Below are 24,672 nucleotides of genomic sequence, written 5' to 3'. Positions count from 1 at the left end.
ACTTGCAATGTCGAAAACCGTCCCGAGATTGACCTCACGCAGGTGAAGGTCGAGTAGCGACCTGCGCCACGTCAATCTCGAGGTCACACCAGCAGCACCCCGGCCACCCACACCATCGTCGCGAGCAGCGCGCCCGCCAGCTCGACGCCCACCGACAGCGCGACGCCCTTGATCGCGTGCACCGTCGACGCCCACGCCAACCGCGAGTTGCCCCGCAGCGTCAGCTCGGCGAGGAACACCCCCACCACGAACCCGACCACCAGCCCGACGGCGGGGATCACGAAGAACCCGACGATGCCCAGCAGGCCCCCGGCGAACAGACTCCACCCGCCGACGTCGGCCCTGCGCATCCGCTTCATCGGCCACAGGTACTTGACCAGCAAGGCCGCACCCAGGATCGCCGTGGCGAGCCCGAACGTCACCCACGCGACGGCCGTCCCCACGAGGTAGGCCCACACCCCGATGGCCGCGAAGATCAAGACGCTGCCCGGCAGCAGGGGCACCAGGATGCCCACCAGTCCAACGGCGATCACCACCGCGACGAGCAGGGTCTCGACGCCGGTCACCCTACGAGTTTGGCATTGAGCTCCAGGAAGTCGTCGGCCACCACGTCGAACTCGCCGTCCTCGACCGTCGGCGGGCGCCGATCCGGGCCCCGCTCCAACGGTCGCGCGACGTACCCGGTCATCAGGCCGGCGTCGCGGGCCGCTCGCAGATCGCTCGGGTGCGCGGCCACCAGCATCAGCTCACCCGGTGCCACGTCGAGCAGTTCCGCACAGCCCAGGTAGGCCTCGCGGTCGGGCTTGTAGTGCCGGAACAGTTCCGCGGAGATCACGCAGTCCCACGGCAATCCGGCCCGCTTGGCCATGTTCGTCAGCAGCGACAGGTTGCCGTTCGACAGCGTGGTGATGACGAAGTCCTGCTTGAGCCGCGTCAGCCCCGCCACCGAGTCCGGCCAGGGGTCCAGGCGGTGCCACGCGAGGTTGAGCTCCGCGACGTCGGCGTCGGGGATCTCGCCGAGGCCGGCTCCGTCGAGCAGATCGTCGAGGATCAGCCGATGCAGCGCGTCGATCTTCAGCCACGGCAGGTCCCCGCTGCGCACGCGGTCCATCGCCGCGGGGTATCCCGCCCGCCACGCATCGGCGAACGCCGCCCAGTCCTGGGCAACCCCGTGGCGCTCACCGAACATCTCGAGTTCGCCGATGACGCTGCTGCGCCAGTCGACGACCGTCCCGAAGACGTCGAAGGCCAGTGCCCGGGGCTTCGCGCTCGTCACGCTCACGGCTCCAACACGACCTTGCCCCTGACCCCACCGGACGCCAGGCTCTCCAGCGCCGCCCGGCCGTCGGACAGCGGGTACCGCACCGGCGGTGGCGGCCGCAGCCCTGCCGCCACCAGCGTGCCCAGCCCGGCGCCGATCTCTGCTTGCGCACCAGGTGTGCGATTGATGAACTCGCCCAAGCCAACTCCCACGACACTGACGTTGCGCAACAGCAACCGGTTGACCTTCACCGTGGGGATGCCGCCGCCGGACGCGAAACCGATCACCAACAGCCGGCCCTCGGTGGCCAGCACCCGGATGGCGTCGTCGAACGCCTCCCCGCCCACCGGATCTACCACCAGGTCGACCCCGCGGCCGTCGGTGTGCTCGCGCACCGCCTGCGCCCAGCCCTCGGTCAGCGGCAACACCACGTCGGCGCCAAGGGACTGTACGAACTCCGTCGCACCCGGTCGATGCACCATCGCAATCACCCTGGCGCCCAACGCCTTCGCGATCTGAATGGCCGCCGTGCCGACCCCGCCCGCGGAGCCGAGCACCAACACGGTCTCCCCCGCCAACAGGCCGCCGCGGCGCACCAGCGCGAAGTACATCGTGTAGTAGTTGCCCAGCAGGCACACCGCCGCGCCGTCGTCGAGGTCGTCGGGGGTGGGCAACACGCTCGTCAGCGGCAGCACCACCCGCTGCGCCCAGGCGCCGAGCATGCTCAGCCCCGTAACCCGCTGTCCCACCGCGAATCCCGAGTCGGCCGGCGCCGACCGTACGACGCCCGCCACCTCCGTACCCGGCACGAACGGCGGGTCCAACTTCAATTGGTACTCGCCCTTGAGCAGCAGCAGATCGGGGAAGCTGACCCCGGCCGCACCGACGTCGACGACGACGGCTCCGTCGGCGGGCTCGACCGGATCTGGCACGTCGGTGTAGACCAGCCCGGCGGGACCGGAGAGTTCCTGCGCGACGAGCGCCTTCACCGAATCAGCCCAGTTTGAAGCTGGCCGACTGTGCCGCCGAGAGGTCGGTGATCTCGCCCCACTTGGCCGCCACGTCGTCGACCGACGGCACGCTGCCAAAGGTGACGCCCTCGTTCTGGAACAGCGCGGTGCGCTGCACCTTGCCTCCGCCCACGATGAAGATCGAGTCGGTGTCGGGCACTTCCTCCGAGCACAGGTAGGCCACCACGGGGGCGACGTACTCCGGCGTCAGCTTCTCGAAGACCTCGGGCGGCAGGATGTCCTGCGTCATCCGGGTGGCCGCGATCGGCGCGACGGCGTTGGCCTTGATGTCGTACTTCGCGCCCTCCTGAGCCAGCGTGTTGATCAAGCCGACCAGCCCCAGCTTCGCGGCGCCGTAGTTGGCCTGGCCGAAGTTGCCGAACAACCCGCTGGTGGACGTCGCGACCACGACGCGCCCGAAGCTCTGCTCGCGGAAGTGCGGCCACGCGGCGCGCAGCACGTTGTATCCGCCGTAGAGATGGACCTTGAGTACCGCGTCCCAGTTCCCGAAGGTCATCTTGTGGAATGTGCCGTCGCGCAGAATGCCCGCGTTGCTGACCACGCCATGCACCGCGCCGAATTCGTCGATCGCGGTCTTGATGATGTTCTCGGCACCCTCGGACTCGGCGACGGAGTCGTAGTTCGCGACCGCGCGTCCGCCGGCCTCCTTGATCTCCGCCACCACCTCGTCGGCCATATTGTGTCCGGCGCCGGATCCGTCGCGAGAACCGCCGAGGTCGTTGACCACGACGCTGGCGCCTTCACGGGCAAGGGTGAGGGCGTATTCGCGTCCCAGACCACCCCCGGCTCCGGTGACGACGACGACACGATCCTGTACTCCGGGCATTGCGTTCCTATCTCTCGATCTTCGGTGAACTAGAGCTGGGTCAGAAGAGCTTGCGCGCGAGCTTCCACGCCTTCTCTGTATACGGCGGGTAGATGATCGCGGTTAAGTCGGGTCGGGTCGGCTTGGTGAGAACCGACTTTCGATGGCTGAACTCCTCGAAGCCGAACTTGCCGTGATAGGCGCCGGTTCCCGACGGCCCGACGCCGCCAAACGGCAGCTTCGCAGTGGTGAATTGGAACAGCAGGTGGTTGACGAGCATGCCGCCCGAAGACACCTCCTTGACCACCCGCTCGCGCACGGACTTCGACTTGGTGAACAGGTATGCGGCGAGCGGCTTGGGTCGCGCGTTGACGAAATCGATTGCCTCGTCCAGGGATTGAACGGTGACGATCGGCAGGATGGGCCCGAAGATCTCGTCGGTCATCAGCGGTTCGTCCAGCGCCGGGTCGACGACGACGGTCGGCTCGATCTCGACGGCCGCGGCGTCAGAGCCGCCGCCGACTGCCACGGTGCCCCTGGTAGCCGCCAGCGCAGTGGTCAAGCGGTCGAAGTGTCGCCCGTTGACGATGCGCTTGCCCGAGCTGCCCTCTTCGAAGGTGGCGACGGCCTCGCCGATCCGTGCGACCAGCTCGTCGCGGATGGTGGCGTCGGCCAGGATGTAGTCCGGCGCAATGCAAATCTGACCGGAGTTGATCAGCTTGGTCCAGGCGATCCGCTTGGCGGCGACGGGGATGTCGGCGTCGGCGGCCACGATCACGGGGCTCTTGCCCCCGAGTTCCAGCGTGACCGGGGTGAGATGCTTGGCGGCAGCCTCGTAGACCCGGCGGCCGATCTCGGTGCCGCCGGTGAAGCACAGCTTGTCGAAGCCCTGGGCGATGAGCTCCTGGCTGACCGCTCCGTCACCCTCGACGACGGCGACGGCATCGGAATCCAGGTAGCGCGGGACCAACTCGGCCATCAGCGCCGAGCACGCCGGTGCGACCTCGGAAGGCTTGAGCACGACCGTGTTTCCCGCCGCGATGGCGCCGATGGCGGGCCCGAGCGTCAGCGCGAAGGGAAAGTTCCACGCGCCGATGACCAGCACTGTCCCGTAGGGCTCGTACTCCACCCAGCCGCGGCCAGGCAGTTGCGCGAACTCCAGCAGCCTCTGCTTGCGCTTGGTCCACTTGCCGACGTTCTTGGCCGCGTCCTTGGCTTCGCCCACCGTGCTGGCGACGTCGGCCAGCCACGCCTCGAACGGTTTGCGGCCCAGATCCTGCTCGAGGGCGGTGGCGATGGCGGGCTCGTTCTCCGTCAGTAGCCGCACCATGGCGTCGAGTTGGCGCTTCCGCCACGCCACGTCACGAGTGCGTCCGGTGGCGAACGTGGCGCGCAGGCGCGCGACGATCGCTGCGACGTCGGCCGATTCGGGGACTGAGCTAGGCGGGGCTGGGGCCTCGGTCGTCACGGGGAGTCCTTCCTGACCTGTGGTTACGGGGAGGCGTGCACTGCCCCTCGCGTCCGCCCGATCCTAACCAACCGCCTGGTTGACCGACACCCTTCTGGTCAGTGCCGTTCGCCAACGACGAAGTCCGAGAACGCTCTCTGGTCGGCGGCGTCGGGCAGAACCCAGCGACCCAGGCGCTGCATCTCCTCACGCGACGTCACCGACGACGCGGTCCAGCCGTGCTCGTTGAGCCAGTCGGTGACGTCGGCGCGGTTCTCGTCGTGGTACATCAGGTCCCCGACGTCGACGGCGTCTTCCATGCCGAACTGGGCGGCGATCCTTTGGAACCGCTCGCGCATCATTTCGCGCCGATCCTGGGCTTGGACGCCCACGGTCTCCACCGCGACCCGACTTCCTGGCGCGCTCAACCTGGTGACGTCGGCGAACAGCCGGTCCTGGGCGTCGGCCGGCAGGTACATGAGCAGGCCTTCGGCCAGCCAGGCCGTAGGCGCCCCCGTCTGAAATCCCGCGTCGACGAGCGCCGCGGGCCAGTCGTGTCGCAGGTCGACCGGCACCTCGAGCCGCGTCGCCGACGGCGCGACACCGTGCCGAGCCAGCGTCGCCGACTTGTAGTCGAGGACCTTCGGCTGGTCGATCTCGAACACCTTCGTACCGTCGGGCCACGCGAGGCGGTAGGCGCGGGAGTCCAGTCCCGAAGCCAGGATGACGACCTGCCCGATGCCGGCGGCCACGGCGTCGGCGAAGAACGCGTCGAAGAAGTGGGTGCGAACCGCTTGGTAGCTGCCCATGTGCTCGAGGATCGCGGCCGCCTCGGGATCGGCCTGCGCGACCTTGTCGGCGAAGGAGTCGTCGAGCATGAACTCCCAGACGCCGGTTCCCGCACCGGCGACGAGGACCTTGGCGTAGGGGTCCTGGATCAGGGGGGCGTCGCGCCCGGTCTCGGCCGCGCGCGCAGCGGCCACCATCACCGCGGTGGAACCCACACTGGTGGCAATGTCCCAGCTGTCGTCATCGGTGCGCAGAGAACTCATCACGCAATGCTAACCAGAAAGTTAGTCGTGCTATCGGGCGATGTCGGGCGGTTCGCCCTCCGTCCTTGCCAGAACGGCACCGAGTTACTCGGCGAGCGTCCAGAGTTTGTTCGCCAGCAGGAGTTCCAGCTTGTCGACGATGTTGCCAAGTTCGTCGTGGCCGCCGACATAGCCGGCGTAGAAGCCCATGCCCCACATCACCGCCACCAGCATCTCGACGAGCGTGGACACGTCGGTATCGGTGGTGAGCTCGCCGCTCTGCAGAGCTTCGGTAACGGCCCAGGTCACGAAGGCCCTGGAGGTCTTGAGCGAGTTGTGCTCGTCGCGGCTCAACTCGGGGTGCCGCTGAGACTCCAGCACCGACGTCACCAGGAACGCAGCCGCGGAGCGGTCCCGGGAATCCGCCTGCATGGCCGCCGAGAAGAAGGCGGAGAGCCTCTTCAACAGGGAGGTTTGCCCGTCGGCCTTGGCCATGCCGGCCGCGACGACCATCTCGTTGGTCTTCTCGACCACCTCGGCGTAGAGGACACGCTTGCTGGCGAAGTAGTGATTGATCGCCGGGCGGGTCAGATCAGCACGTATGGCGATCGCCTGAAACGTCGCTGCGTCATAGCCGAGTTCGCTGAAGACTTCCCGCGCGGCGCGCACGATGCGCTCACGCGTCTCGGCCGCCTTCGCTGCGGGCGGGCGGCCAGGGCCTCTGGTAGCGGTATACGGCACGGTCAAATTGTGCCACACACAATGTGTCGAGCCAGCGCCAATTGGTTGCGGAACGGCGCTCGGGGGGTTCGCAGCAAACCGTCGGCGCCGTCAATGGTGCTGGTGCGGCCAATTCTTACGAAAGTCCGACATAGCTGGCCAGACCGCCTCCCCTTCGAGTTCGCACTCCCCTGCAACTATCGTTTCATCATGGTGGGAGGGGTGTCTCGGGAGTCGTATTTCGAGACGGGTCTGGATGTACTGGCCGACGTCGGCTACGGCGGCCTGAAACTGGCTGAGGTATGCAACCGGCTCGGGGTCACCACCGGATCCTTCTACCACTACTTTCCCAGCTGGTCGGCCTACACCCGCGAGCTCATCGCCCATTGGCTTCGGCGCCGCCTCGACGGCATGACCGTCGCCCACGACGAGCCCGATCCCCGCCGGCGCATCGACGTCATCATCAAGCACGCACTGGCGCTGCCCCACGGTGCCGAGGCGGCCATCCGGGTCTGGAGTTCGCTGGACCCCGACGTCCTCGTCGTGCAGACCGAGGTCGACAAGCGCCGCTTCGACGTCATGTACGACGCGGCGTTCGAGATCCTCGGGAAGACCAACCAGGCCTACGTGTTCGCCTCCTGGAGCATGTATCTGCTGATCGGGTACGAGCAGGCCACCCTGCCGCGCGACACCATCGGGTTGAGGTGGGCCGCGGATCAGCTGCTCGACGCGTTGGACTCCGGTCGGTTCGCCTCCGTGCCGGACGACGAGTGAGGCGCGGTCTACCTTGGGACCATGCTGAACCCGGCCCTCCTCTGGAGCCGGGCCATCGACAGGATCAGGCGGCGCGATCCCGAGCACGACGCGGCCCGGCGAGCGCTACGGGCGGCACTGGTGCTGCCGCTAGCCGCGGCCATCGGCTTTGCGCTCGGAAGTGATTCTCAGACACCGCTGTTCGCGATCTTCGGCTCGGTCGCGCTGCTGATCACCACGGACTTCCCGGGTAACCGGCCGGCGCGAGCACTCGCCTACGGCGGCCTGGGCGTCAACGGCGCCATCCTCATCACCCTGGGCACCCTGGTGGCACCCTCTCCGTGGTTGTCGGTGCTGACGATGTTCGTCCTGGCCGTGCTGGTGACGTTGTCGGGAGTGCTCAGCGAGACGTTCGCGGCCGGTCAGCGTTCGACGCTGATGCTCTTCGTCCTGCCCGCGTGCACGCCCGTCGGCCCCATCCCGGAACGGCTGCTGGGCTGGTTGATCGCCGTCTCGTTGGCCATCCCTGCCGCCCTGTTCCTTCTGCCGCCCCGCCACCACGGCGAGCTCCGCCGGCACGCCGCCTTGGTATGCCAGACATTGGCCGACCGACTGGACGGCGACGCCACCGACGACGACACGACGGCGGCGATGGGCGCGCTGCGCGCCAACTTCCTCGGCGCCGACTTTCGCCCGGTGGGGCTGACCGCGGGCAGCCGGGCGCTGGTGCGGGTGGTCGACGACCTCCAATGGCTGTCCGATCGGATCACCGGATCCAGCGCAGAACTCCTGGCCGAGATGCGGGATCCCGTGGTGCGGGTGCTGCGGGAGAGCGCCCTGGTGTTGAGCACCTCGGTCGCCGAGCGCGACGCACACCGCGCGAACCTGTCCGAGGCGCTCGCCATCCATCGGCTGATCGCCCAGAGCCGCTACCGCGACGACATCCTGGAGATCCTCGCCGAGCCGAATGACGCCACCGCGATCGGCGTGGGCCGAAAGCTGTTGACCCGCCGCACCATTTCCGGGTGCGTCGGCACGACGGGTCGGGTGGTGGGCATCGCCGCCGCGGCCGACGCCCGTCCGGTGTGGGCCCGGTTGCTGGGCCGTCGCCTGCCCGAGGCCGGGGCCGCCGAGCGACTGCTGTCGGAGTCGCAGGCGTTGACCTCGTTGCCGGGGGGATTCCTGGCGACCCGGGCGGTGGTGGTGCGCAACAGCATTCGGACAGGCCTGGGCCTGGCTCTGGCGGTCGCGGTCACTCACGTGTTTCCCGTACAGCACGGCTTCTGGGTGGTGCTCGGCGCCATGTCGGTCCTGCGCAGCAGCGCGTTGACGACGGGCACCCGGGTGGTTCGCGCCGTCGTCGGCACGACCATCGGCTTCCTGCTGGGCGTGGTGTTCATCGAGCTGATGGGCGTGGACCCGGTCGTCCTGTGGTTGGCCTTGCCCGTCGTGGCCTTCGGCTCGGCATACGTGCCGGAGGTGGCCTCGTTCGTGGCGGGTCAGGCGATGTTCACGATGATGGTGCTGATCATCTTCAACGTCATCAATCCCAGCGGCTGGCAGGTGGGCCTGCTGCGCGTCGAGGACGTGGTGGTCGGCGCGATGGTGGGCGCGGTCGTCTCACTGCTGTTGTGGCCGCGCGGGGCTGCGGCCAGGGTGTCCCGTGCCGTCGACGATGCCATCTCGGCCGGGGCGACGTTCCTGACCGTCGCCGTCAAGCGGGTGACGCGCGGCGCCTCGGAGTCGGCGAACGATCAGGTGTTCTCACTGAGCCACGCCGCCATGACGGCCTCGCGCACGCTCGACGACGCAGTGCGCCACTATCTCTCGGAGAGCGGCGGTTCGACCGACCGGCGAGCTCCGGCGATTCGTGCGGCGAACCGTGCGGTGCGGGTGCGCACCGCCGCCGAGTTGATCGCCGACGTGGTGCCGCCGCCGATCGACGCCTACCCGCGGGTGCGCGAGGTGCTCGAACTGCACACCTCGGTGATCCGCGAGCGCCTGCACGGCCGGCGCCCGGTGCACGATCTGGGCCCGATCAGCGACGACTTCGTCCTCGCGCTGCGCGCGGAGGCCGGCGACGACGACCTGTCCATCCGGGCGGCGCTGCCGCTCGTCACCGTCGCGGCCAACCTCGGTGAGTTGGAGCTCCTGTACCCGGAGCCGGTGCACCCCGCCGCCCTGCGGAGCGGTTAGCGCCCGCCCCGATGCGGCATCAGGGCATTCGGCGGGATGGCGCCGAACTTGCCCGCGTTGAAGTCCTCGAGCGCCTGGATCACCTCGGACTTCGAGTTCATCACGAAGGGCCCGTAGTGGAAGACGGGCTCGCGAATGGGCTTGCCGCCCAACAACAGGACTTCCATCGCCGGGTTGCGCGCGTCCTGGGACGAGCGAGCGGAGACCGAGATTCGGTCGCCGGGTCCCATGACCGCGAGCTGGCCCTGCCGAATCGGGGCGTCGACCGGACCGACCGTTCCCTCGCCCGCCAGCACGTAGACCAACGCGTTGAAGTCCCGGTTCCACGGCACGTCGAGGCGTGCGCCGGGGGCAACGGTGGCGTGCGCCATGGTGATCGGCGTGTGCGTGCTTCCCGGACCCCGTTGCCGGTCGACCTCGCCGGCGATGATGCGGATCAGGGCGCCGCCGTCGTCGGAGGCGAGGAGCTTGACCTCGCCACCCTCGATGGCCTGATAGCGCGGCGCGGCGAACTTGTCCTTGCGGGGCAGGTTGACCCACAGCTGAATGCCGTGGAACGTTCCTCCGCTCTCCACCAATTCGGCCGGCGGCGTTTCGATGTGCAGCACGCCTGCGCCCGCGGTCATCCACTGGGTTGCGCCGTCGGTGATGAGCCCACCGCCGCCGTGTGAATCCTGATGGGCGAACCGTCCGTCGATGATGTAGGTGACGGTCTCGAAGCCGCGGTGCGGGTGCCAGTCGGTGCCCTTGGGCTCGCCGGGCTCGTATTCGACCTCGCCCATCTGGTCCATGTGGACGAAGGGGTCGAGGTCCGCGGCGCTGACGCCGGCGAAGGCCCGTACGACCGGAAAGCCCTCGCCCTCGTATCCTCTCGGGCCAGTCGTGATCGAGCGCACGGGTCGCTCGGTGTCCGAGGCGGCGGGCGGGGCCACGCGGGTAAGGGTGAGTGTGTCGGCGGTGACGGCGGGCATCGGATACCTCCTGCTCAGAATGTATCCACTATAACCGGACCGCGGTCCGATTATTCCGTCAGGCGAGCACGGCCGCGGCTGCTGCCCGCGCCTCGGCGGCGGTGGCCGTGTCCAACGCGGCCGCGGCCGCCTCCTGACACTGGGCGAGGGTGACCTGCGAGAGCTTCGCGCCCACGGCGCTGACCGCGGCGGCGGCCGCCGACAGGGACGTGACCCCGAGGCCCACCAGCACACAGGCCAGCTGCGGATCGGCGGCAGCCTCACCGCAGACCCCGACGGGCTTGCCGACCGCGGCGCCGGCCTTGGCCGCCATGGCGACCAGCGCGAGCACCGCAGGCTGCCACGGGTCGGTCAGGGTGGCCAGTTCGGCCGACATCCGGTCGGCGGCCATCGTGTACTGCGTCAGGTCGTTGGTGCCGATCGAGAGGAAGTCGACGTGCTCGAGGATGCGGTCGGCCAGCAGAGCCGCCGCGGGCACCTCGATCATCACGCCGGGCACCAGGCCGTGGGCGCGCGTCTCCTCGGCGAAGGCCTTGGCCTCGGCCGGGGTCGCGATCATCGGCGCCATCACCCATGGCGCATTACCGGTGTTCTCGGCCGCCGCGGCGATGCCCTCGAGCTGCCGGGTCAGGATGCCGGGGTTTCCGTCGGCGATGCGGATGCCCCGCACGCCAAGGGCGGGGTTGGCCTCGTCAGGATGCCCGACGAACTTCAGTGGCTTGTCCGAACCCGCGTCGAGCGTGCGGATGACGACCTTGGAACCGCCGAACGCCTCGAGCACCTCGCCGTAGATCTGCGCCTGCTCGTCCACGGACGGTTCGGTGGAGCGATTCAAGAAGCACAGCTCGGTGCGGAACAGCCCGACGCCTTCGGCCGGCGTCTCGGCGGCAGCCCGTGCGGCCGCTCCGTCCTGAACGTTGGCGAGGATGGCCACGACGTGACCGTCGGCCGTGGCGCCCGGACCGTTCCAACTCTTGGCCAGATCGGCCTCGCCCCTGGCCACCGCGACCGCCCGGGACGCCACGTCCTCGTCGGGCGCCACGGTCACCGTGCCCGCCGTGCCGTCGACCATCACCATGGTGCCCGCGGCCACCGAGTCCAGGCCGTCGACGGCGACCACGCACGGAATGCCGAGCTGACGGGCGATGATCGCGGTGTGGCTGGTGGGCCCGCCAAGTGTGGTGGCGAGCGCCACGACCAGCGCGGCGTCCAAACCCGCGGTGTCGACGGGAGCCAAATCCTCGGCGCACAGGATCGAGGGAACCTCCGGAACCGGGACGCCGGGTTCGGGCAGACCGTCGAGTTCGGCGATCACGCGATCGCGAATGTCGCGCAGGTCGGTCACCCGCTCCGCCATCAGGCCGCCCAGCTGCGTGAACATCGTGACGAACTGGTCGACGGCACCGGTCACGGCGGTGACGGCCGGATTGCCCTGCCCGATTCGCTTCTCGGTGGCGGCGATCCAGGCCCGGTCCTGGGCGAGCTGGGCGGTCGTGGCCAAGACCTCCGAGGCGGCGCCCGAGGCGTTCGCGGCCCGCTCGCGCAACCGGTCGGCCACGGCCGCTGCGGCGGCGGTGAAGCGGGCGACCTCCCCGGGGCGGCGGGATTCCTCCAGCTCGGCGGTCGCGGTCGTGGATTCCACGGAGGGACGCGAGCCCGGCCTGATCACCGGTGCGTACTGCACGCCGCCCACGGCGGGGATGCCGCGCAGCACGGTGCCGACGGCCGGCGGCAGGGTGTCCGCCGGGTGCAGTGATACAGGAGACGAAGTGGCGCTCATGTGAACCAGATTACAACAAACCGTTGACAAGTCAACATATTCAAGGGTAAAACCAACTATATCAACATCACCGAACCGCATAACCCACAAAAACGGAGAGTCATGTACGCCGAAGAGCGCCAACAAGCGATCGCCGCAATGGTGATCAGCCAGGGTCGCGCCTCGGTCGCCGAACTCGCGCAAACCTACGACGTCACCACCGAGACCGTGCGCCGGGACCTCGCCGCACTCGACCGGGCCGGCGTGCTCCGTCGCGTGCACGGCGGTGCCGTCCCCACCCGGGCGCTGCACCTCGTCGAACCCGGCGTCGGAGAGCGCGAGACCACCCGCGCCGACTACAAGGACGCCATCGCCGAGGCGGCTGCGGAGTTCTTTCCGCTCAACGGCGCCAGCGTGCTGCTCGACGCCGGCACCACCACCGCCCGCATCGCCAACCAGTTGCCCACCGACCGCCAACTCCTGGTGGTCACCAACTCGGTGCCCATCGCCGCCCGGCTCGCCGCGATGTCCACGGTCTCCCTGCAGCTGCTCGGCGGCCGGGTCAGGGGCGTCACGCAGGCCGCGGTCGGCGAGCAGACGCTGCGCGTCCTCGACAACCTCCGCGTCGACATCGCCTTCATCGGAACCAACGGCATCAGCGCCCGACACGGGCTGTCCACCCCCGACAGCGAGGAGGCCGCCGTGAAGCGCGCCATGGTCGCGTGCGCCAACTACGTCGTCGTCGCCGCCGATTCGACCAAGGTGGGGCACGAGGACTTCGTCAGCTTCGCCCGGATCTCGAGCGTCGACACCCTCATCACCGACGCCGAGATCTCCGAGGCCGACCGCCGAACCCTCACCGACGAAGGCGTCGAGGTCATCGTGACGGGAGCACCCGAATGATCGTCACCGTCACCCCCAACCCCAGCATCGACCGCACGGTGTCACTGGGCGCATCGCTCGTGCGCGGCGCGGTGCACCGCGTCACCTCGGCGACCAGTGAGCCCGGCGGCAAGGGCGTCAACGTCGCGCGGGCGCTGGGCCTCGCCGGGCTCGACACCGTCGCCGTGCTGCCCGCCGGCGACGACGACGCCATGGTGACCGCCCTGCGCGCCGCCGGGGTGAACTTCCGTACCGTGCCCGTCGGTGGAGTCGTGCGCACCAACCTCGCGATCACCGAGGCCGACGGCACCACGACCAAGCTCAACGAGCCAGGCGCGGCGCTCGACGCCGCCGCGCTCGACGCGCTGACCCACACCGTGCTCTCCTATGCCGAAAGCGCTTCGTGGATCGTGCTTTCCGGCTCCCTGCCGCCAGGAGTGCCCGACGACTGGTACGCCGACGTGGTCGCACGCCTAGCCGGGGCGCCATGCCAGCTCGCCGTCGACACCTCGGAGCGGCCGCTCGACGCCCTGGCCGCCGGCTTCGGCACCGCGGCACCGGATCTCATGAAGCCCAACGCCGAGGAGCTCGCCGGACTGGTCGGCGCGTCGCCCGAGGAGCTGGAAGACGCCGTCGCACAGGGTGATCCGTCACCCGTCATCTCCGCAGCCAACCAGCTCATCGAGCGCGGCGCCAAGACCATCCTCGTCACGCTGGGCGCCGCGGGTGCCGTCCTGGTCGACCCGACCGGCAGCTGGATGGCCGCCCCGCCGCCCATCACCCCGAAAAGCACCGTCGGCGCCGGCGATTCGTCGCTGGCCGGCTACGTGCGCGCCGCCGTCGGCGGGGCCGAGCCTCCCCGTCGACTGCAGATGGCGGTGGCCTACGGCAGCGCCGCGGCCGCCCTGCCAGGCTCTGCGCTACCCGCGCCGTCGCAAGTCGACGTGAATGCCGTTCGCGTGTTCAGCATCACCCCGTCCGCCGTCCGCCCCTGACCGACCCGACTCACACCAGAGGAAAGAGAACCATGTCCATCATCACCACCGACCTCGTCGCCATGGACGTCGACGCGGGCGGCGACAAGGAGGCCGTCATCGGCTTGCTCGCCGCGCGTCTCGCCGATGCCGGGCGCTCCTCCGACGGCGCGGGCCTGGTCGCGGCCGCGATGGCACGGGAAGCCCAGTCCGCCACCGGCCTTCCTGGCGGCATTGCCATCCCCCACTGCCGCTCGCCCTACGTCGACCAGGCCACGATCGGCTTCGCGCGGCTCGCCCCCGCCGTCGACTTCGGTGCACCCGACGGCCCCGCCGACCTGGCCTTCCTGATCGCGGCTCCCGACTCCGGCGGTGCCGAGCACATGAAGCTGCTCTCGAGCCTGGCCCGCGCCCTGGTGCGCAAGGAGTTCGTCGCATCGCTGCGGGCCGCCACGTCGGCCGAGGAGATCGTCGAGCTGGTCGAGGGTGTGGTGAACCCCCAGACCACTCCCGCCGCCGCGGCGGCGGCACCCGCACCCGCCGAATCGGCGAAGAAGACCACGACGCTGATCGCGATCACCGCCTGCCCCACCGGGATTGCGCACACCTACATGGCCGCCGACTCCCTGGCGCTGGCCGCGAAGGACGCCGGTGTCACGATGCACGTCGAGACGCAGGGTTCCTCGGGCAGCACCCCGGTGGGCGCCGACGTCATCGCCGCCGCCGACGCCGTCATCTTCGCCACCGACGTGGGCGTCAAGGACCGCGGCCGGTTCGCCGGCAAGCCCGTCATCGCCTCCGGCGTGAAGCGTGCCATCAACGAGCCCGCGAAGATGGTGGCCGAAGCGGTCGCCGCCGCAGGCGATCCCAACGCCGCGCGCGTCGAGGGGTCGGCCGGTGGGGCTGCGTCGTCGTCGAGCCCCTCGGCATCGGGCGGCGTCGGCTGGGGCACCCGCACTCGGCAGATCCTGCTGACCGGCGTCAGCTACATGATCCCGTTCGTCGCCGCAGGCGGTCTCCTCATCGCCCTTGGCTTCCTGTTCGCCGGTTACGACATCGCGAACAAGCCCGAGGGTGCGACGCAGTCCCTCGGCAACATCATTGCGAGCACCAACTCGCTGACCAATCTGCCCTCCGGCGGATTCGTGCAGTACCTCGGCGCCGTGCTGTTCACCTTGGGCGGGTTGGCCTTTGGCTTCCTGGTGCCCGCCCTTGCCGGTTACATCTCCTTCGCCATCGCCGACCGGCCCGGCATCGCACCGGGTTTCACCGCAGGCGCAGTGGCCGTGTTCGTGGGCGGCGGGTTCATCGGCGGCATCGTCGGTGGCCTCATCGCCGGCTTCACCGCACTGTGGATCAGCAAGATCACCGTCCCCAAGGCCATGCGCGGCCTCATGCCGGTCGTGATCATCCCGCTGGGTGCCTCCCTGATCGTGGGCCTGTTGATGTTCCTGCTGCTCGGCCGTCCGCTGGCCGCCATCACCTCGGGCCTGACCAGCTGGCTCGGTGGCCTGTCCGGCAGCTCGGTGATCCTGCTCGGCGTCATCCTTGGCCTGATGATGTGCTTCGACCTGGGCGGGCCCGTCAACAAGGCGGCCTACGCCTTCGCCACCGCGGGGCTCAACGTCGCCGATCCGTCGTCGCTGCGCATCATGGCCGCGGTCATGGCCGCCGGCATGGTGCCGCCGCTGGCGATGGCGCTCGCATCGACGGTGCGTCCCAAGCTGTTCACCGAGCCGGAGCGCGAGAACGGCCGGGCTGCATGGCTTCTCGGCGCGTCGTTCATCTCCGAGGGCGCCATCCCGTTCGCCGCGGCCGACCCGCTGCGCGTCATCCCGTCCATGATGGCGGGCGGCGCGGTCACCGGCGCGTTGATCATGGCGTTCGACGTGACGCTGAAGGCTCCCCACGGCGGCATCTTCGTGTTCTTCGCCATCGGGAACCTCCTCTGGTTCCTGGTCGCCCTGGCGCTGGGCACCGTCGTGGCCGCCGCCGCGGTGGTCACGGCCAAGCAGTTCTCCAAGAAGGCGGACAGCGATACCGCACCCGAACTCGTCGCCGCCTGACATTCTCGAACCCATCACAGAAGGAGATTCACCATGCCTGCCAAGACCGTCATCGTCGGTTCGTCCATCGGCCTGCACGCCCGCCCCGCGGCGATCATCGCCGAAGCCGTCGTCAACGCCGGCGTTCCCGTCACCCTGTCCCTCGATGGCGGTGAGCCGGTCGACGCCGGCTCGGCGCTGATGATCATGACCCTCGGGGCCGGCAACGGCGCTCAGGTCACGGTCGCCTCGGACGACGAGGCCGCGCTGGGCACCGTAGCGGAGCTCATTCAGAAGGACCTCGACGCCTAGCTCCGCCGCAGGTCCCACTCGGGGGGAGGTGCCACCAGGCACCTCCCCCCGAGCCGTCAATAAAGGTGCATGGGGCACTCCAGCTGCATCGTAGGATTGCGCTGTGCACGTGCTCGTGGGGCTTGACGTGAGGGAATGCGCTGCCCAGGGGGCGGCTGCAGCTTTGCTATGGGGGTCTCGGCGCCAGCTGGGCCGGGTCGGGGAACGAAGGGGTGACCTGTGACGCGCCGCATCGTCATGCTCATCGCCGTGCTGTTCCTGACGGTGTTCACCGCGCCGCCCGCCGTGGCGATCGAGCCGCCCGCCATCGACCCGGGGGCACTGCCACCCGACGAGACGGGGCCCGACACCCCCACCGAGCTACGTCGGGTCTGCTCGAGCCCGACGATCTTCCCGGGCGCGAACTTCGCCGACAAGCCGTGGGCCAACGACTACCTCCGGATCGCCGACGCGCAGAAGTTCGCCACCGGCGCGGGCGTCACCGTCGCCGTCATCGACACCGGCGTGAACGGTTCGGCGCGGGTGCCAGCCTTGCCCGGCGGCGACTTCGTCGACAAGGCTGGCGACGGCATGAACGACTGTGACAGCCACGGCACGCTCACCGCGTCGATCATCGGCGGTCGGCCCTCTCCCACGGACGGGTTCATCGGCGTCGCCCCCGACGCCCGGCTGTTGTCACTGCGTCAAACGTCGGACAACTATCAGCCGGTGGGGGCGCGGACCGACCCGAACGATCCGAACACCACCCAGACCGCCGGGTCGTTGCGCAGCCTCGCCCGGTCGATCGTGCACGCTGCCAACCTGGGGGCGCAGGTCATCAACATCAGTGAGGCCGCGTGCTACAAGATCACGCGGCCCATCGACGAGAAGAGCCTCGGCGCCGCCATCGAATACGCGGTGAACGCGAGGGGCGCGGTCGTCGTCGTGGCGGCGGGCAACACCGGCCAGGAATGCAACCAGAACCCCCCGCCCGACGCGGCGACTCCGGCCGATCCACGCGGCTGGAAGCAGGTTCAGACCATCGTCTCGCCGGCGTGGTACTCGCCGTTGGTGCTGACCGTCGGCGGCATCGGCCAGACCGGGCAACCCAGCACGTTCTCGATGTCGGGCCCGTGGCTCGGCGCAGCCGCGCCCGCCGAGAACATCGTCGCCCTGGGGTACGACGGCAACCCGGTCAACGCGCTTGCGGGCCAAGACGGCCCGATCCCGATCAACGGAACCTCGTTCGCCGCCGCCTACGTGTCGGGCCTGGCCGCGCTGCTGCGCCAACGCTTTCCCGACCTGACCCCGGCCCAGATCATGTACCGGATCACCGCCACGGCGCGGCATCCTGGCGGCGGCGTCGACAACTACGTGGGCGCCGGCGTCATCGACCCGGTGGCCGCGCTGACGTGGGACGTGCCCTCGGGTCCGAAGACGGTGCCCTACAAGGTCCAGTCGATTCCGGCGCCGGTGTACGTCCCGCCGCCCGACCGTGGACCCATCACGCTCGTCGTGGTGACGGGTGTCAGCCTGGCCGTGGCCCTTGGCATCCTCGCGCTGGCGAGGCGCGCGCTGAGGCGCCGATGAAGAACGTGCTGTCGCTCTTCGGTCTTCGCGTCACGACTGGCCACCTGCTCTGGGCTGCCGTCCTGATCCCGGCGTGCGTGGTGTTCTTCGTCCACATACATCTGATGTGGCTGGCGATCACGCTGGCGGTGCTGATTGCGATCGCGACCACGCTGACCGTCCGCGGCCGGCGGATTACCGGTTGGATCGCCGCGGTGTTCGCGTGGCGGCGTCGCCACGTCGTCCCGCCGGCGGCACCGTCGACCGCGGCGGTCGGCGCCACGGTCGTTCCCGGTGACCACGTGGCGGTGCGGTGGCAGGACGACCACCTCATCTCCATCATCGAACTCGTCCCGAGGCCGTTCACCCCGACGGTCATCGTCTCCGGCGAGGCGTTCACCGACGACGTGGTCGACACCCAACTCGTCGAACGACTCATCTCGACCTACTGCCCGGACCTGCAGGCCGACGTGGTCTCGGCCGGTTACCGCGTGGGCCGCACCGCCCCGGCGAGCCTGGTGGCGCTGTACGACCAGGTGGTGGGGCCGTACCCGGCACCGGCCAACCGGCGCACCTGGATCGTGCTGCGCGCGCTGCCCGAGGAGACCCGCAGGTCGGCGCTACGCCGTGACGCCGGCGTCGCCGGCCTCGCCCGCTACCTGGTGGCCTCGACGACCCGTATCGCGGATTACCTGTCCAGCAACGGAATCGACGCGAGGTGCGGACGCAGCTTCGACGACTTCGACCGCGCCACCGAGATCAGCTTCGAGCGCGAGGCGTGGTCACTGATCAAGGGGCGCAGCACGTTCACCGCGGCGTACACCGCACCCGGAGGTCCGGACGTGTGGTGGTCGGCGCGGGCCGACCACACCATCACCCGGGTGCGGGTGCGTCCCGGCACCGCCCCGACGACGACCGTTCTGCTGACGACGCTCGCGGAACCCTCGACACCGCGCGGTTTTTCGTGCCTCTTTGGCGGCCAGCGCGCCGCACTGCACGGCGAGAGCCCGACGACCGACCGACACTACGAACTGCCGATCGGATCGGCGGGCGTCCTGGTCGGGGAGACCGCCGATCGGTACCCGGTGTACATGCCATTCGACGACGTCGACGTCAGCGTCAACCTCGGCGATGCTCGCCTGTTCACGCAGTTCGTCATCCGGTCGGCCGCGGCCGGCGCCGTCATCACCCTGGGCCCGCAGTTCCGTGAGTTCGCCGGGCTGATCAACGCCCGCGTGGGCACCGTTGCGAAGATCGTGTGGCCCAACTCGACGACCTATCTGGGACCGCACGCCGGTGTCGGACGAGTCGTGTTGCGACACAACTTCATCGACACACCACGCCACCGCCAGCTGCCGATCCGGTTGATCAACCCGCGTGAGGAAAGCCGCTACCAGATGGCGCTGGAGCCATGACACTTCGATTCTGGAGCCACATGTGGGCGGGGCGTGAGGGGGACTGATGGGCGACGGCATCAAGGTCGACACGGGCGATCTACGCACCAAGGCAAACCAGGTCGCGAATGTCGAGTTCGCCGACCCCGAGGGGCTCTCCTCGGGGCTTCAGGCGCCGGATAGCTTGCCTCACACGCAACGAACCATCGAGCATCTACAGGCCAACGCGGACTACCTGGCCAAGAATCAAGCCTTCGCGAGGACGGAGCAGCAGCGCCTGGCCGAGACGCTGAGGTCAGTCGCCAAGGCCTACGACGACTTCGACGAGGCCGCGCGGCACAGCATCGACAGCGGCGGGCCCGCACCGGCACCCGTCGTCCCGGCGGGTAGCGGGACCCCGGAGCCAAAGGCACCGGGCCCACTTGCGGCGCCGTCGCGAACGAGCAGCGGCGGCAATGTCTTCATCGACCTCGCCCAGGACGCCCTCGGCAGCGGTGACCACGGGGCGTCGCTCGAAGCCGCCCGCAACAAGTGGGACGCCAACGGCGTTGCGTTGCAAAAGGCGGGGGCGACGTTCATCGCGCCCATCGTCAACTGGGAGGGTGAAGCGGCCGACGAGGCGTACGGCAAGTTCTTCGACTACGGCAACTGGATCACCCAACTCGGCCAAAAGTGGCAGAAGTTGGCGCAAGAGGCCCAGAAGGTGTGGGACGCCCATCTCGCGGCCGTGGGCAAGCACAATCCGGTCTACGAGCAGTACAAGTCGTTGGAAGAGAACATGACCACCGCCAACCAGCATGCGAGCTTGGTTGCGATGGAGAAGCTGGTCGAGCAGTCCGAGGACATTCAGGACGAGTACACGACCGCCGCCGCGGTCGACCGAGTGACGGTCGACAATCCACCTCCGCCCGTGGGAACCCCGTCGGCGCCGGTCACCGAGAACGGCGACCCGAGGCAACTGCCGTCCGACTGGAAGGAGGGGTCCCCGGGACAGGGCCCCGGATCGCCGTCGACCGGCGGAGGCGGTGCCGGCAGCGGGGGCGGGGGCGGGGGACAGCAGCCCGGCGGGTCGCCGACGATGCCGCAGTCACCAACACGAGGCGTCTCGCCGATGTCGGCGGAGAAGGGTGCGGGTGAGCCGTCCGGTGGTCAGGGCTCAGGCTCCGGTGGCGGGTCGCCGTCCGGGGGTGGGTCACCGTCGGGAGGCTCACCTGGCGGCGGCCTGCCCGGTGGCGAACCGGCGGACACCCCCTTCCTGCCCGACGACCCCGGCTTGCATCCCGCCGCCGCCGAGGCCGGCGGTGGCGCGGGCGGCGGTTCCGGCGGCGGAGCTGGCGGCGGTGCGGGCTCGATGCCGTTGCAGCCCAGCGTCGGTGGAGTATCCGTCGGACCGGGCCCAGCCGGTGCGGGCGGCCCGGGCGGTGGCACCGCGGCCGGCGGCGCCGGTGGCGCGATGGGCGGCGGCATGGGTGGTGGAATGGGCGGCGGCCACGGCGGTCAGGCCCAAAGCGGCAAGGAGAAGCGGCGCACCCCCGGCCTGTCCCCCGACGAGGACCTTTACGTCGAGGACCGCGAGTACACGCGCGGCGTGATCGGTGACCGCAAGCGCAGGACCGTGCAGGATCCCAAGGACTCCCAGTGACCGAGGACATGCACCCGCAGGTCGCGGCGGTGCTCAGGCAGGCGCAGCGCCTGCAGGCGTTGATGGACGACCAGCTGAACAAGATGGCCAGCGAGACCTTCACCGCGACCGACGAAGCAAAGACCGTCGAGGTGACGCTCAACGGTCACCACTGGCTGACCGACGTCTTCATCGAAGAGGGGTTGCTGCGACTCGGTGCCGACGAGGTCGCCGCCAGGGTGAACGAAGCCCTACAGAACGCGGGCGCTACGGCGTCTGCCTCGATCGAAGCCGACCGTGAACGCATAGACTCCGTCGTCGCAGAGATCACGTCAGACCTCGACGACGCCAACGACTAGCAACGGGAGTCATTGCGATGGACCGCACCCAGCCGCGACGGACCGCGTGAACACCCCGGCAGGCCCTCCGAACTGGGGACCGCAGCGGCCGTGGGCGTCGGAGTCCAAACCGGGCGGCCTGCCCCAATGGGCGATCATCGCGGTGGCGCTGGTCGCCGTGCTCGGCGTGATCGCCGGTGCCACGGTCTACTTCACCCGAGACTCGTCCAGCGGCAGCTCGGCGGAGCCCGGCCCCACGGCTGCGGCCGTGAGTTCGACGGGCGCCACCCCGTCGCCGAATCCCTCCGACTTCGCCAGCGCGGCCGACACGGGACCGGTGGGCGTCGTGACCGAAGAGCCCACCTGCGCCGCGTGGACGCCGGTCAACGACGCGCTGAACGCCGCCGAGCAGAACGGCTGGGCGCAACGGGATCCCTCGACGCCCGCGACGGCGTGGTCGGCGAACCAGAAGGCCACCTATGAAGCCGTCGGCGCTGCAATGCGCACCGCGGCGGATCAGACGGTCGCCTTGGCGAAGCAGACACCGCACCGCGTGGTACGTGAGCTGTACGAACAGACCGCGGCCTACTTGGGGGCCTATGCCGACGGCGTCGCCACCTACGTGCCGGCCAACGACGCACTGGCGCAGGTGGCCACGTCCACGGCGCTGGCGCTGACGTCGATGTGCGAGGCGATCGGCAACGGATCGGCGGCGGCCCGGGCCGGGCTCGTTCCGCCGGCGGCGGCGCCCACCGCAGCCCCGGTGGCGTCGGGGCCACCGACGCGGTTCTTCCAGCCGCCGACAGATCCGGTGTGCACGCAGTGGCACGCGCTGGTGGAGAAGTACACCGCGGCGTTCGCGCCGTGGCGAGGCACCGACCCGACCATCGCGGCGGCCCAGTGGGGTCCGGCCCAGCAACGGGTCAGCAACGCCGTTGCGCCGGTGATGGTCGGGTTCGCCGGTGATGTCGAGGCGCTCGCCCAGGGAAGTGCGAATGCGGTGTTCCAGGACTTCGCGACGTTCGCCGGGGAGTATCGCCGGGCCTTCGCCGCGGCGCTGCCGACCTATGTGCCGGCCGACGGCGCACTGACGCGTGCCGCGTCCGCGGCCACGGGGGCCATCGACTCCGCGTGCCTGGCGACCGAGGGGTAGCGGATGCGGCATTTTGGTGCTCGGGGGAGTGCGGTTTTCGGCTTACGGTGAAGACGTGTGCGCGTCGCCGGGTGACGCGCGACCGGCGACGTGGCGGGGGTACTGACATGTACGGGTTTGTCGGGGGAGCGCGGGTATGAGCACGCCTCCTCAGGACGGATGGTCCTCACCTCAGCAATGGGACCCCATGCCCACCGATCGCGGGCAGCAGCCCTACGGTCAGCCTTTCGACCCGACGGTGTCGAGCCCGAAGCAGCAACCCCCGCCACCGGGATGGGACGGCGGCACGTGGACCGAGCACGGCGGGTCCAAGAACGCCGAGGGCAGCGGCAGGTGGCTGCTCTTCGCGGTGGCGGTGCTAGTGGTACTCGTCGTGGCAGTGGCCGTCGCGTTGTTGGTTTAGGTCGTGCGGGAAACGACCTTTCGGTGGCCACTCATAAGCCGCGTTAACGTGGCGGCAGCGTCGTCTATTGGGGTGATGGCTGCGAGTCCACTTTTGAATTGATGCAACGCCCTCCTGCATTCCTGGCTTAGGCTCGATATGTCTACACGTCGGTAAACTTCGCGACGTGATGAGCGGATCTCGTGAGGGTGTAGGAATGCAGTTGCCGGTCGCAGGTACGCGAGCATGAGCATGCCCCCTTCCGGTGGCTGGCCACCTCCGCAGCAACCGAACCCGCCGTTCAATCAGGGCCAGCCGTACGGCCAACCGGGTTACCCGCCTCAACAACCGCCGCCGGGATGGCCCCAGCAGACCCCTCCGCCCAAGCAGAACGGCAGCCTCAAGTGGCTGTTGATCGGTGTGGCGGTTCTGTTGGTGATTGGCATAACCGTTGGGGCCACACTGCTTTTCACGCGCGACGGTGGTGCCGGGAGCACTTCGCCGACGTCGAACAGTACGAGCGATATCGCCAGTGCGAATGACACGGGGCCGGTGTCAGTGATTACAACCGAGCCCACCTGCAACGCATTTGTCGGAATCAACAACAGCCTGGCCGATATCCAGGCCAAAGGTTGGGGCGCACAACGCAGCACGCTGGGACCGCGGCAGAGTTGGACCCCTGATCAGCTTGCCCAGGTGGAGTTGGTGACAAAGGCAACGCAAAATGCAGCCGACCAGATGGCCCCGCTGGCGAGGCAGACGCCGAACCGAGTGGTAGCTAGGCTCTACGAGCAGTTTATTTCCTATGGAAGGGCGTACGCCGATAGCATTAACGACTACACGCCGGCAGATAACGGACTTGCTTCGGCAAACGTAAACGCAAGCTCGGCGCTTGTGGGGATATGTAATGCGATCACCTACGGTTCGGCCGCGCGTTCGGTCGCGCTGGACCCAGTCAAGCCGCCATCGACCGATAAGCCCGCCGATATTTCGAGCCCGCAGCGGTTCATCACTGACAAGGACGCGGCGTGCACTTCGTTCCAGCAGTTGTCCGACCAATTCGATGTAGAGGCAGCCGAATGGCAACGGATGGACTCATCGATTCCAGCCAACCAGTGGACACCCGAGCAGCGCGCAACTCAGGCGGCAGCATTGCCTGCCATGTCAAATTGGGCAGATGGAATGGAAAAAGTCGGCAGAGAGAGTAACAACCCCACTCTGGAAGATTTCGCCGCTACGGCGGCCGTTTACCTGCGCGCGTATATTGCAGTCGGCGACAATTACACCGCCACTGACAGTTGGCTTTCATACGTCTCGCTCAAACTGAATCAAGTCGTTCTTGGTGCGTGTCGCGCGGTGTCAGGCTAGCTAGAATGACCATTACGCGGCCGACGGGCGAATACACAAGCCAGATGACGACGCCACCCACGGCTTGGCCCGAGGCCGATGAGGACACCCACTCGCATCAGGCTGGCGAGCTCCTCAAGACAGCCCTCGGCTTGGAGCGAGCTGCAGAAGCATGGTTGCGAGCACAGACTTGGATTTTCGACGGCAATACCTGGTTTGGTCAGGCGTCCGCGGCGGGCGAGAAGCTGATTGAAAAGTTAGCCGACACGATGCGCTCAACGGGAGAACTACTTGCAGACGCAATTAATTTCCACCGCAATGCATTCACGTCTATTACCAATGCAAAAAATCAAATAATAGCCAACTGCGAAGCCGCCCAGAAAACGATTGATGGCATGCTATCGCAGTCCATTCAGGCCGACCAACAGCAACAACGTGACAACGCTATCCGGGCTGTTATTGATCAGGCCCTCCAAGCAAATGAGGCAGTTGTAAAAGCTGCTGCCGCCGCCGTGCGCGCTGGCCAAGTCGTCCCGCCCCCATCCGATAAGGCCGTTCCAGACTTCTCGATTAACGTCCCATCGCTCGAGACACCTCGGGGCGCGATGGGCGCCGTGGGGGCCATGGGGGCCGTGGGGGCCGGCCCTGTTGCCGCACCGAACTCCAACTCAGGCGCGTCAGGATCGTCGAATCCGAACGGGC

The 24,672-nt window shown here is 68.7% G+C and carries 22 protein-coding genes; 13 read left to right on the top strand and 9 right to left on the bottom strand.

The window, feature by feature from the left end; genetic code table 11:
* Positions 1-83 precede the first annotated feature (83 nt).
* The 7 genes from H7K45_RS09645 to H7K45_RS09615 all read right to left on the bottom strand — a co-directional run bounded on the left by H7K45_RS09645 (position 84) and on the right by H7K45_RS09615 (position 6,316).
* Positions 84-566 (bottom strand): DUF456 domain-containing protein, encoded by a 483-nt coding sequence (locus tag H7K45_RS09645; RefSeq protein WP_263995560.1) that lies wholly within the window; start codon positions 564-566, stop codon positions 84-86.
* A complete protein-coding gene (locus tag H7K45_RS09640; RefSeq protein ID WP_372512520.1) occupies positions 563-1,282 on the bottom strand; it encodes a haloacid dehalogenase type II in 720 nt (239 codons plus the stop codon). The genes H7K45_RS09645 and H7K45_RS09640 overlap by 4 nt, the downstream gene beginning before the upstream one ends.
* Positions 1,279-2,250, bottom strand: coding sequence for an NADPH:quinone oxidoreductase family protein (locus H7K45_RS09635; RefSeq protein WP_263995559.1), 972 nt, complete (start codon positions 2,248-2,250; stop codon positions 1,279-1,281). The genes H7K45_RS09640 and H7K45_RS09635 overlap by 4 nt, the downstream gene beginning before the upstream one ends.
* Positions 2,251-2,254: 4 nt before the next feature.
* Positions 2,255-3,118, bottom strand: coding sequence for an SDR family oxidoreductase (locus tag H7K45_RS09630; protein WP_263995558.1), 864 nt, complete (start codon positions 3,116-3,118; stop codon positions 2,255-2,257).
* Between the two features lie 40 nt (positions 3,119-3,158).
* Complete coding sequence (locus tag H7K45_RS09625) at positions 3,159-4,565, bottom strand: aldehyde dehydrogenase family protein (RefSeq protein ID WP_263995557.1); 1,407 nt, start codon at positions 4,563-4,565, stop codon at positions 3,159-3,161.
* A 98-nt stretch (positions 4,566-4,663) separates the two neighbouring features.
* Positions 4,664-5,596 carry an SAM-dependent methyltransferase gene (locus H7K45_RS09620; RefSeq protein ID WP_263995556.1) on the bottom strand — a complete coding sequence of 311 codons (933 nt, stop codon included), beginning with the start codon at positions 5,594-5,596 and terminating at the stop codon, positions 4,664-4,666.
* Between the two features lie 84 nt (positions 5,597-5,680).
* Complete coding sequence (locus tag H7K45_RS09615; protein ID WP_263995555.1) at positions 5,681-6,316, bottom strand: TetR/AcrR family transcriptional regulator; 636 nt, start codon at positions 6,314-6,316, stop codon at positions 5,681-5,683.
* Positions 6,317-6,505: 189 nt separating this feature from the next.
* Here H7K45_RS09615 and H7K45_RS09610 point away from each other — a divergent pair, with 189 nt between their 5' ends.
* Together H7K45_RS09610 and H7K45_RS09605 are read left to right on the top strand one after the other, a co-directional pair.
* Complete coding sequence (locus tag H7K45_RS09610) at positions 6,506-7,069, top strand: TetR/AcrR family transcriptional regulator (protein ID WP_263995554.1); 564 nt, start codon at positions 6,506-6,508, stop codon at positions 7,067-7,069.
* Positions 7,070-7,090: 21 nt separating this feature from the next.
* Positions 7,091-9,244 (top strand): FUSC family protein, encoded by a 2,154-nt coding sequence (locus tag H7K45_RS09605; protein ID WP_263995553.1) that lies wholly within the window; start codon positions 7,091-7,093, stop codon positions 9,242-9,244.
* Here the strand turns inward: H7K45_RS09605 and H7K45_RS09600 are convergent.
* Both H7K45_RS09600 and H7K45_RS09595 read right to left on the bottom strand, forming a co-directional pair.
* A complete protein-coding gene (locus H7K45_RS09600; RefSeq protein ID WP_263995552.1) occupies positions 9,241-10,215 on the bottom strand; it encodes a pirin family protein in 975 nt (324 codons plus the stop codon). The two genes, H7K45_RS09605 and H7K45_RS09600, sit on opposite strands and share 4 nt — an antisense overlap.
* Before the next feature lie 58 nt (positions 10,216-10,273).
* Positions 10,274-11,995, bottom strand: coding sequence for a phosphoenolpyruvate--protein phosphotransferase (locus H7K45_RS09595; protein WP_263995551.1), 1,722 nt, complete (start codon positions 11,993-11,995; stop codon positions 10,274-10,276).
* Positions 11,996-12,097: 102 nt separating this feature from the next.
* Between H7K45_RS09595 and H7K45_RS09590 the strand changes: the two genes are divergently transcribed.
* The 11 genes from H7K45_RS09590 to H7K45_RS09540 all read left to right on the top strand — a co-directional run bounded on the left by H7K45_RS09590 (position 12,098) and on the right by H7K45_RS09540 (position 23,991).
* Positions 12,098-12,877 carry a DeoR/GlpR family DNA-binding transcription regulator gene (locus H7K45_RS09590; protein WP_263995550.1) on the top strand — a complete coding sequence of 260 codons (780 nt, stop codon included), beginning with the start codon at positions 12,098-12,100 and terminating at the stop codon, positions 12,875-12,877.
* A complete protein-coding gene (locus tag H7K45_RS09585; protein ID WP_263995549.1) occupies positions 12,874-13,851 on the top strand; it encodes a 1-phosphofructokinase family hexose kinase in 978 nt (325 codons plus the stop codon). Before H7K45_RS09590 ends, H7K45_RS09585 begins: the two co-directional genes overlap by 4 nt.
* A 32-nt stretch (positions 13,852-13,883) precedes the next feature.
* Positions 13,884-15,896, top strand: a complete 2,013-nt coding sequence (locus H7K45_RS09580; RefSeq protein ID WP_263995548.1) for a PTS fructose transporter subunit IIABC — start codon at positions 13,884-13,886, stop codon at positions 15,894-15,896.
* Positions 15,897-15,929: 33 nt separating this feature from the next.
* Positions 15,930-16,187 (top strand): HPr family phosphocarrier protein, encoded by a 258-nt coding sequence (locus H7K45_RS09575; RefSeq protein WP_263995547.1) that lies wholly within the window; start codon positions 15,930-15,932, stop codon positions 16,185-16,187.
* Between the two features lie 237 nt (positions 16,188-16,424).
* Positions 16,425-17,756 carry a type VII secretion-associated serine protease mycosin gene (gene mycP / locus H7K45_RS09570; RefSeq protein ID WP_263995655.1) on the top strand — a complete coding sequence of 444 codons (1,332 nt, stop codon included), beginning with the start codon at positions 16,425-16,427 and terminating at the stop codon, positions 17,754-17,756.
* Entirely contained in the window at positions 17,753-19,150 is a 1,398-nt protein-coding gene (gene eccE / locus H7K45_RS09565) for a type VII secretion protein EccE (RefSeq protein ID WP_263995546.1), read from the top strand. The genes mycP and eccE overlap by 4 nt, the downstream gene beginning before the upstream one ends.
* A gap of 46 nt (positions 19,151-19,196) precedes the next feature.
* On the top strand, positions 19,197-20,771 hold the full coding sequence (locus H7K45_RS09560) for a PPE domain-containing protein (RefSeq protein WP_263995545.1): 1,575 nt from the start codon (positions 19,197-19,199) through the stop codon (positions 20,769-20,771).
* Complete coding sequence (locus H7K45_RS09555; protein WP_263995544.1) at positions 20,768-21,109, top strand: YbaB/EbfC family nucleoid-associated protein; 342 nt, start codon at positions 20,768-20,770, stop codon at positions 21,107-21,109. The genes H7K45_RS09560 and H7K45_RS09555 overlap by 4 nt, the downstream gene beginning before the upstream one ends.
* Positions 21,110-21,155: 46 nt before the next feature.
* Complete coding sequence (locus tag H7K45_RS09550; RefSeq protein ID WP_263995543.1) at positions 21,156-22,241, top strand: ESX-1 system-associated protein; 1,086 nt, start codon at positions 21,156-21,158, stop codon at positions 22,239-22,241.
* 136 nt (positions 22,242-22,377) lie between these two features.
* A complete protein-coding gene (locus H7K45_RS09545) occupies positions 22,378-22,644 on the top strand; it encodes a hypothetical protein (protein ID WP_263995542.1) in 267 nt (88 codons plus the stop codon).
* 225 nt (positions 22,645-22,869) lie between these two features.
* Complete coding sequence (locus H7K45_RS09540; RefSeq protein WP_263995541.1) at positions 22,870-23,991, top strand: ESX-1 system-associated protein; 1,122 nt, start codon at positions 22,870-22,872, stop codon at positions 23,989-23,991.
* Positions 23,992-24,672: the final 681 nt, after the last annotated feature.

Source organism: Mycobacterium yunnanensis, assembly GCF_025823185.1.
GTDB lineage: Bacteria > Actinomycetota > Actinomycetes > Mycobacteriales > Mycobacteriaceae > Mycobacterium > Mycobacterium yunnanensis.
Note: the sequence above shows the minus strand (reverse complement) of the source record. Positions and strands in the feature narration are given on the sequence as shown.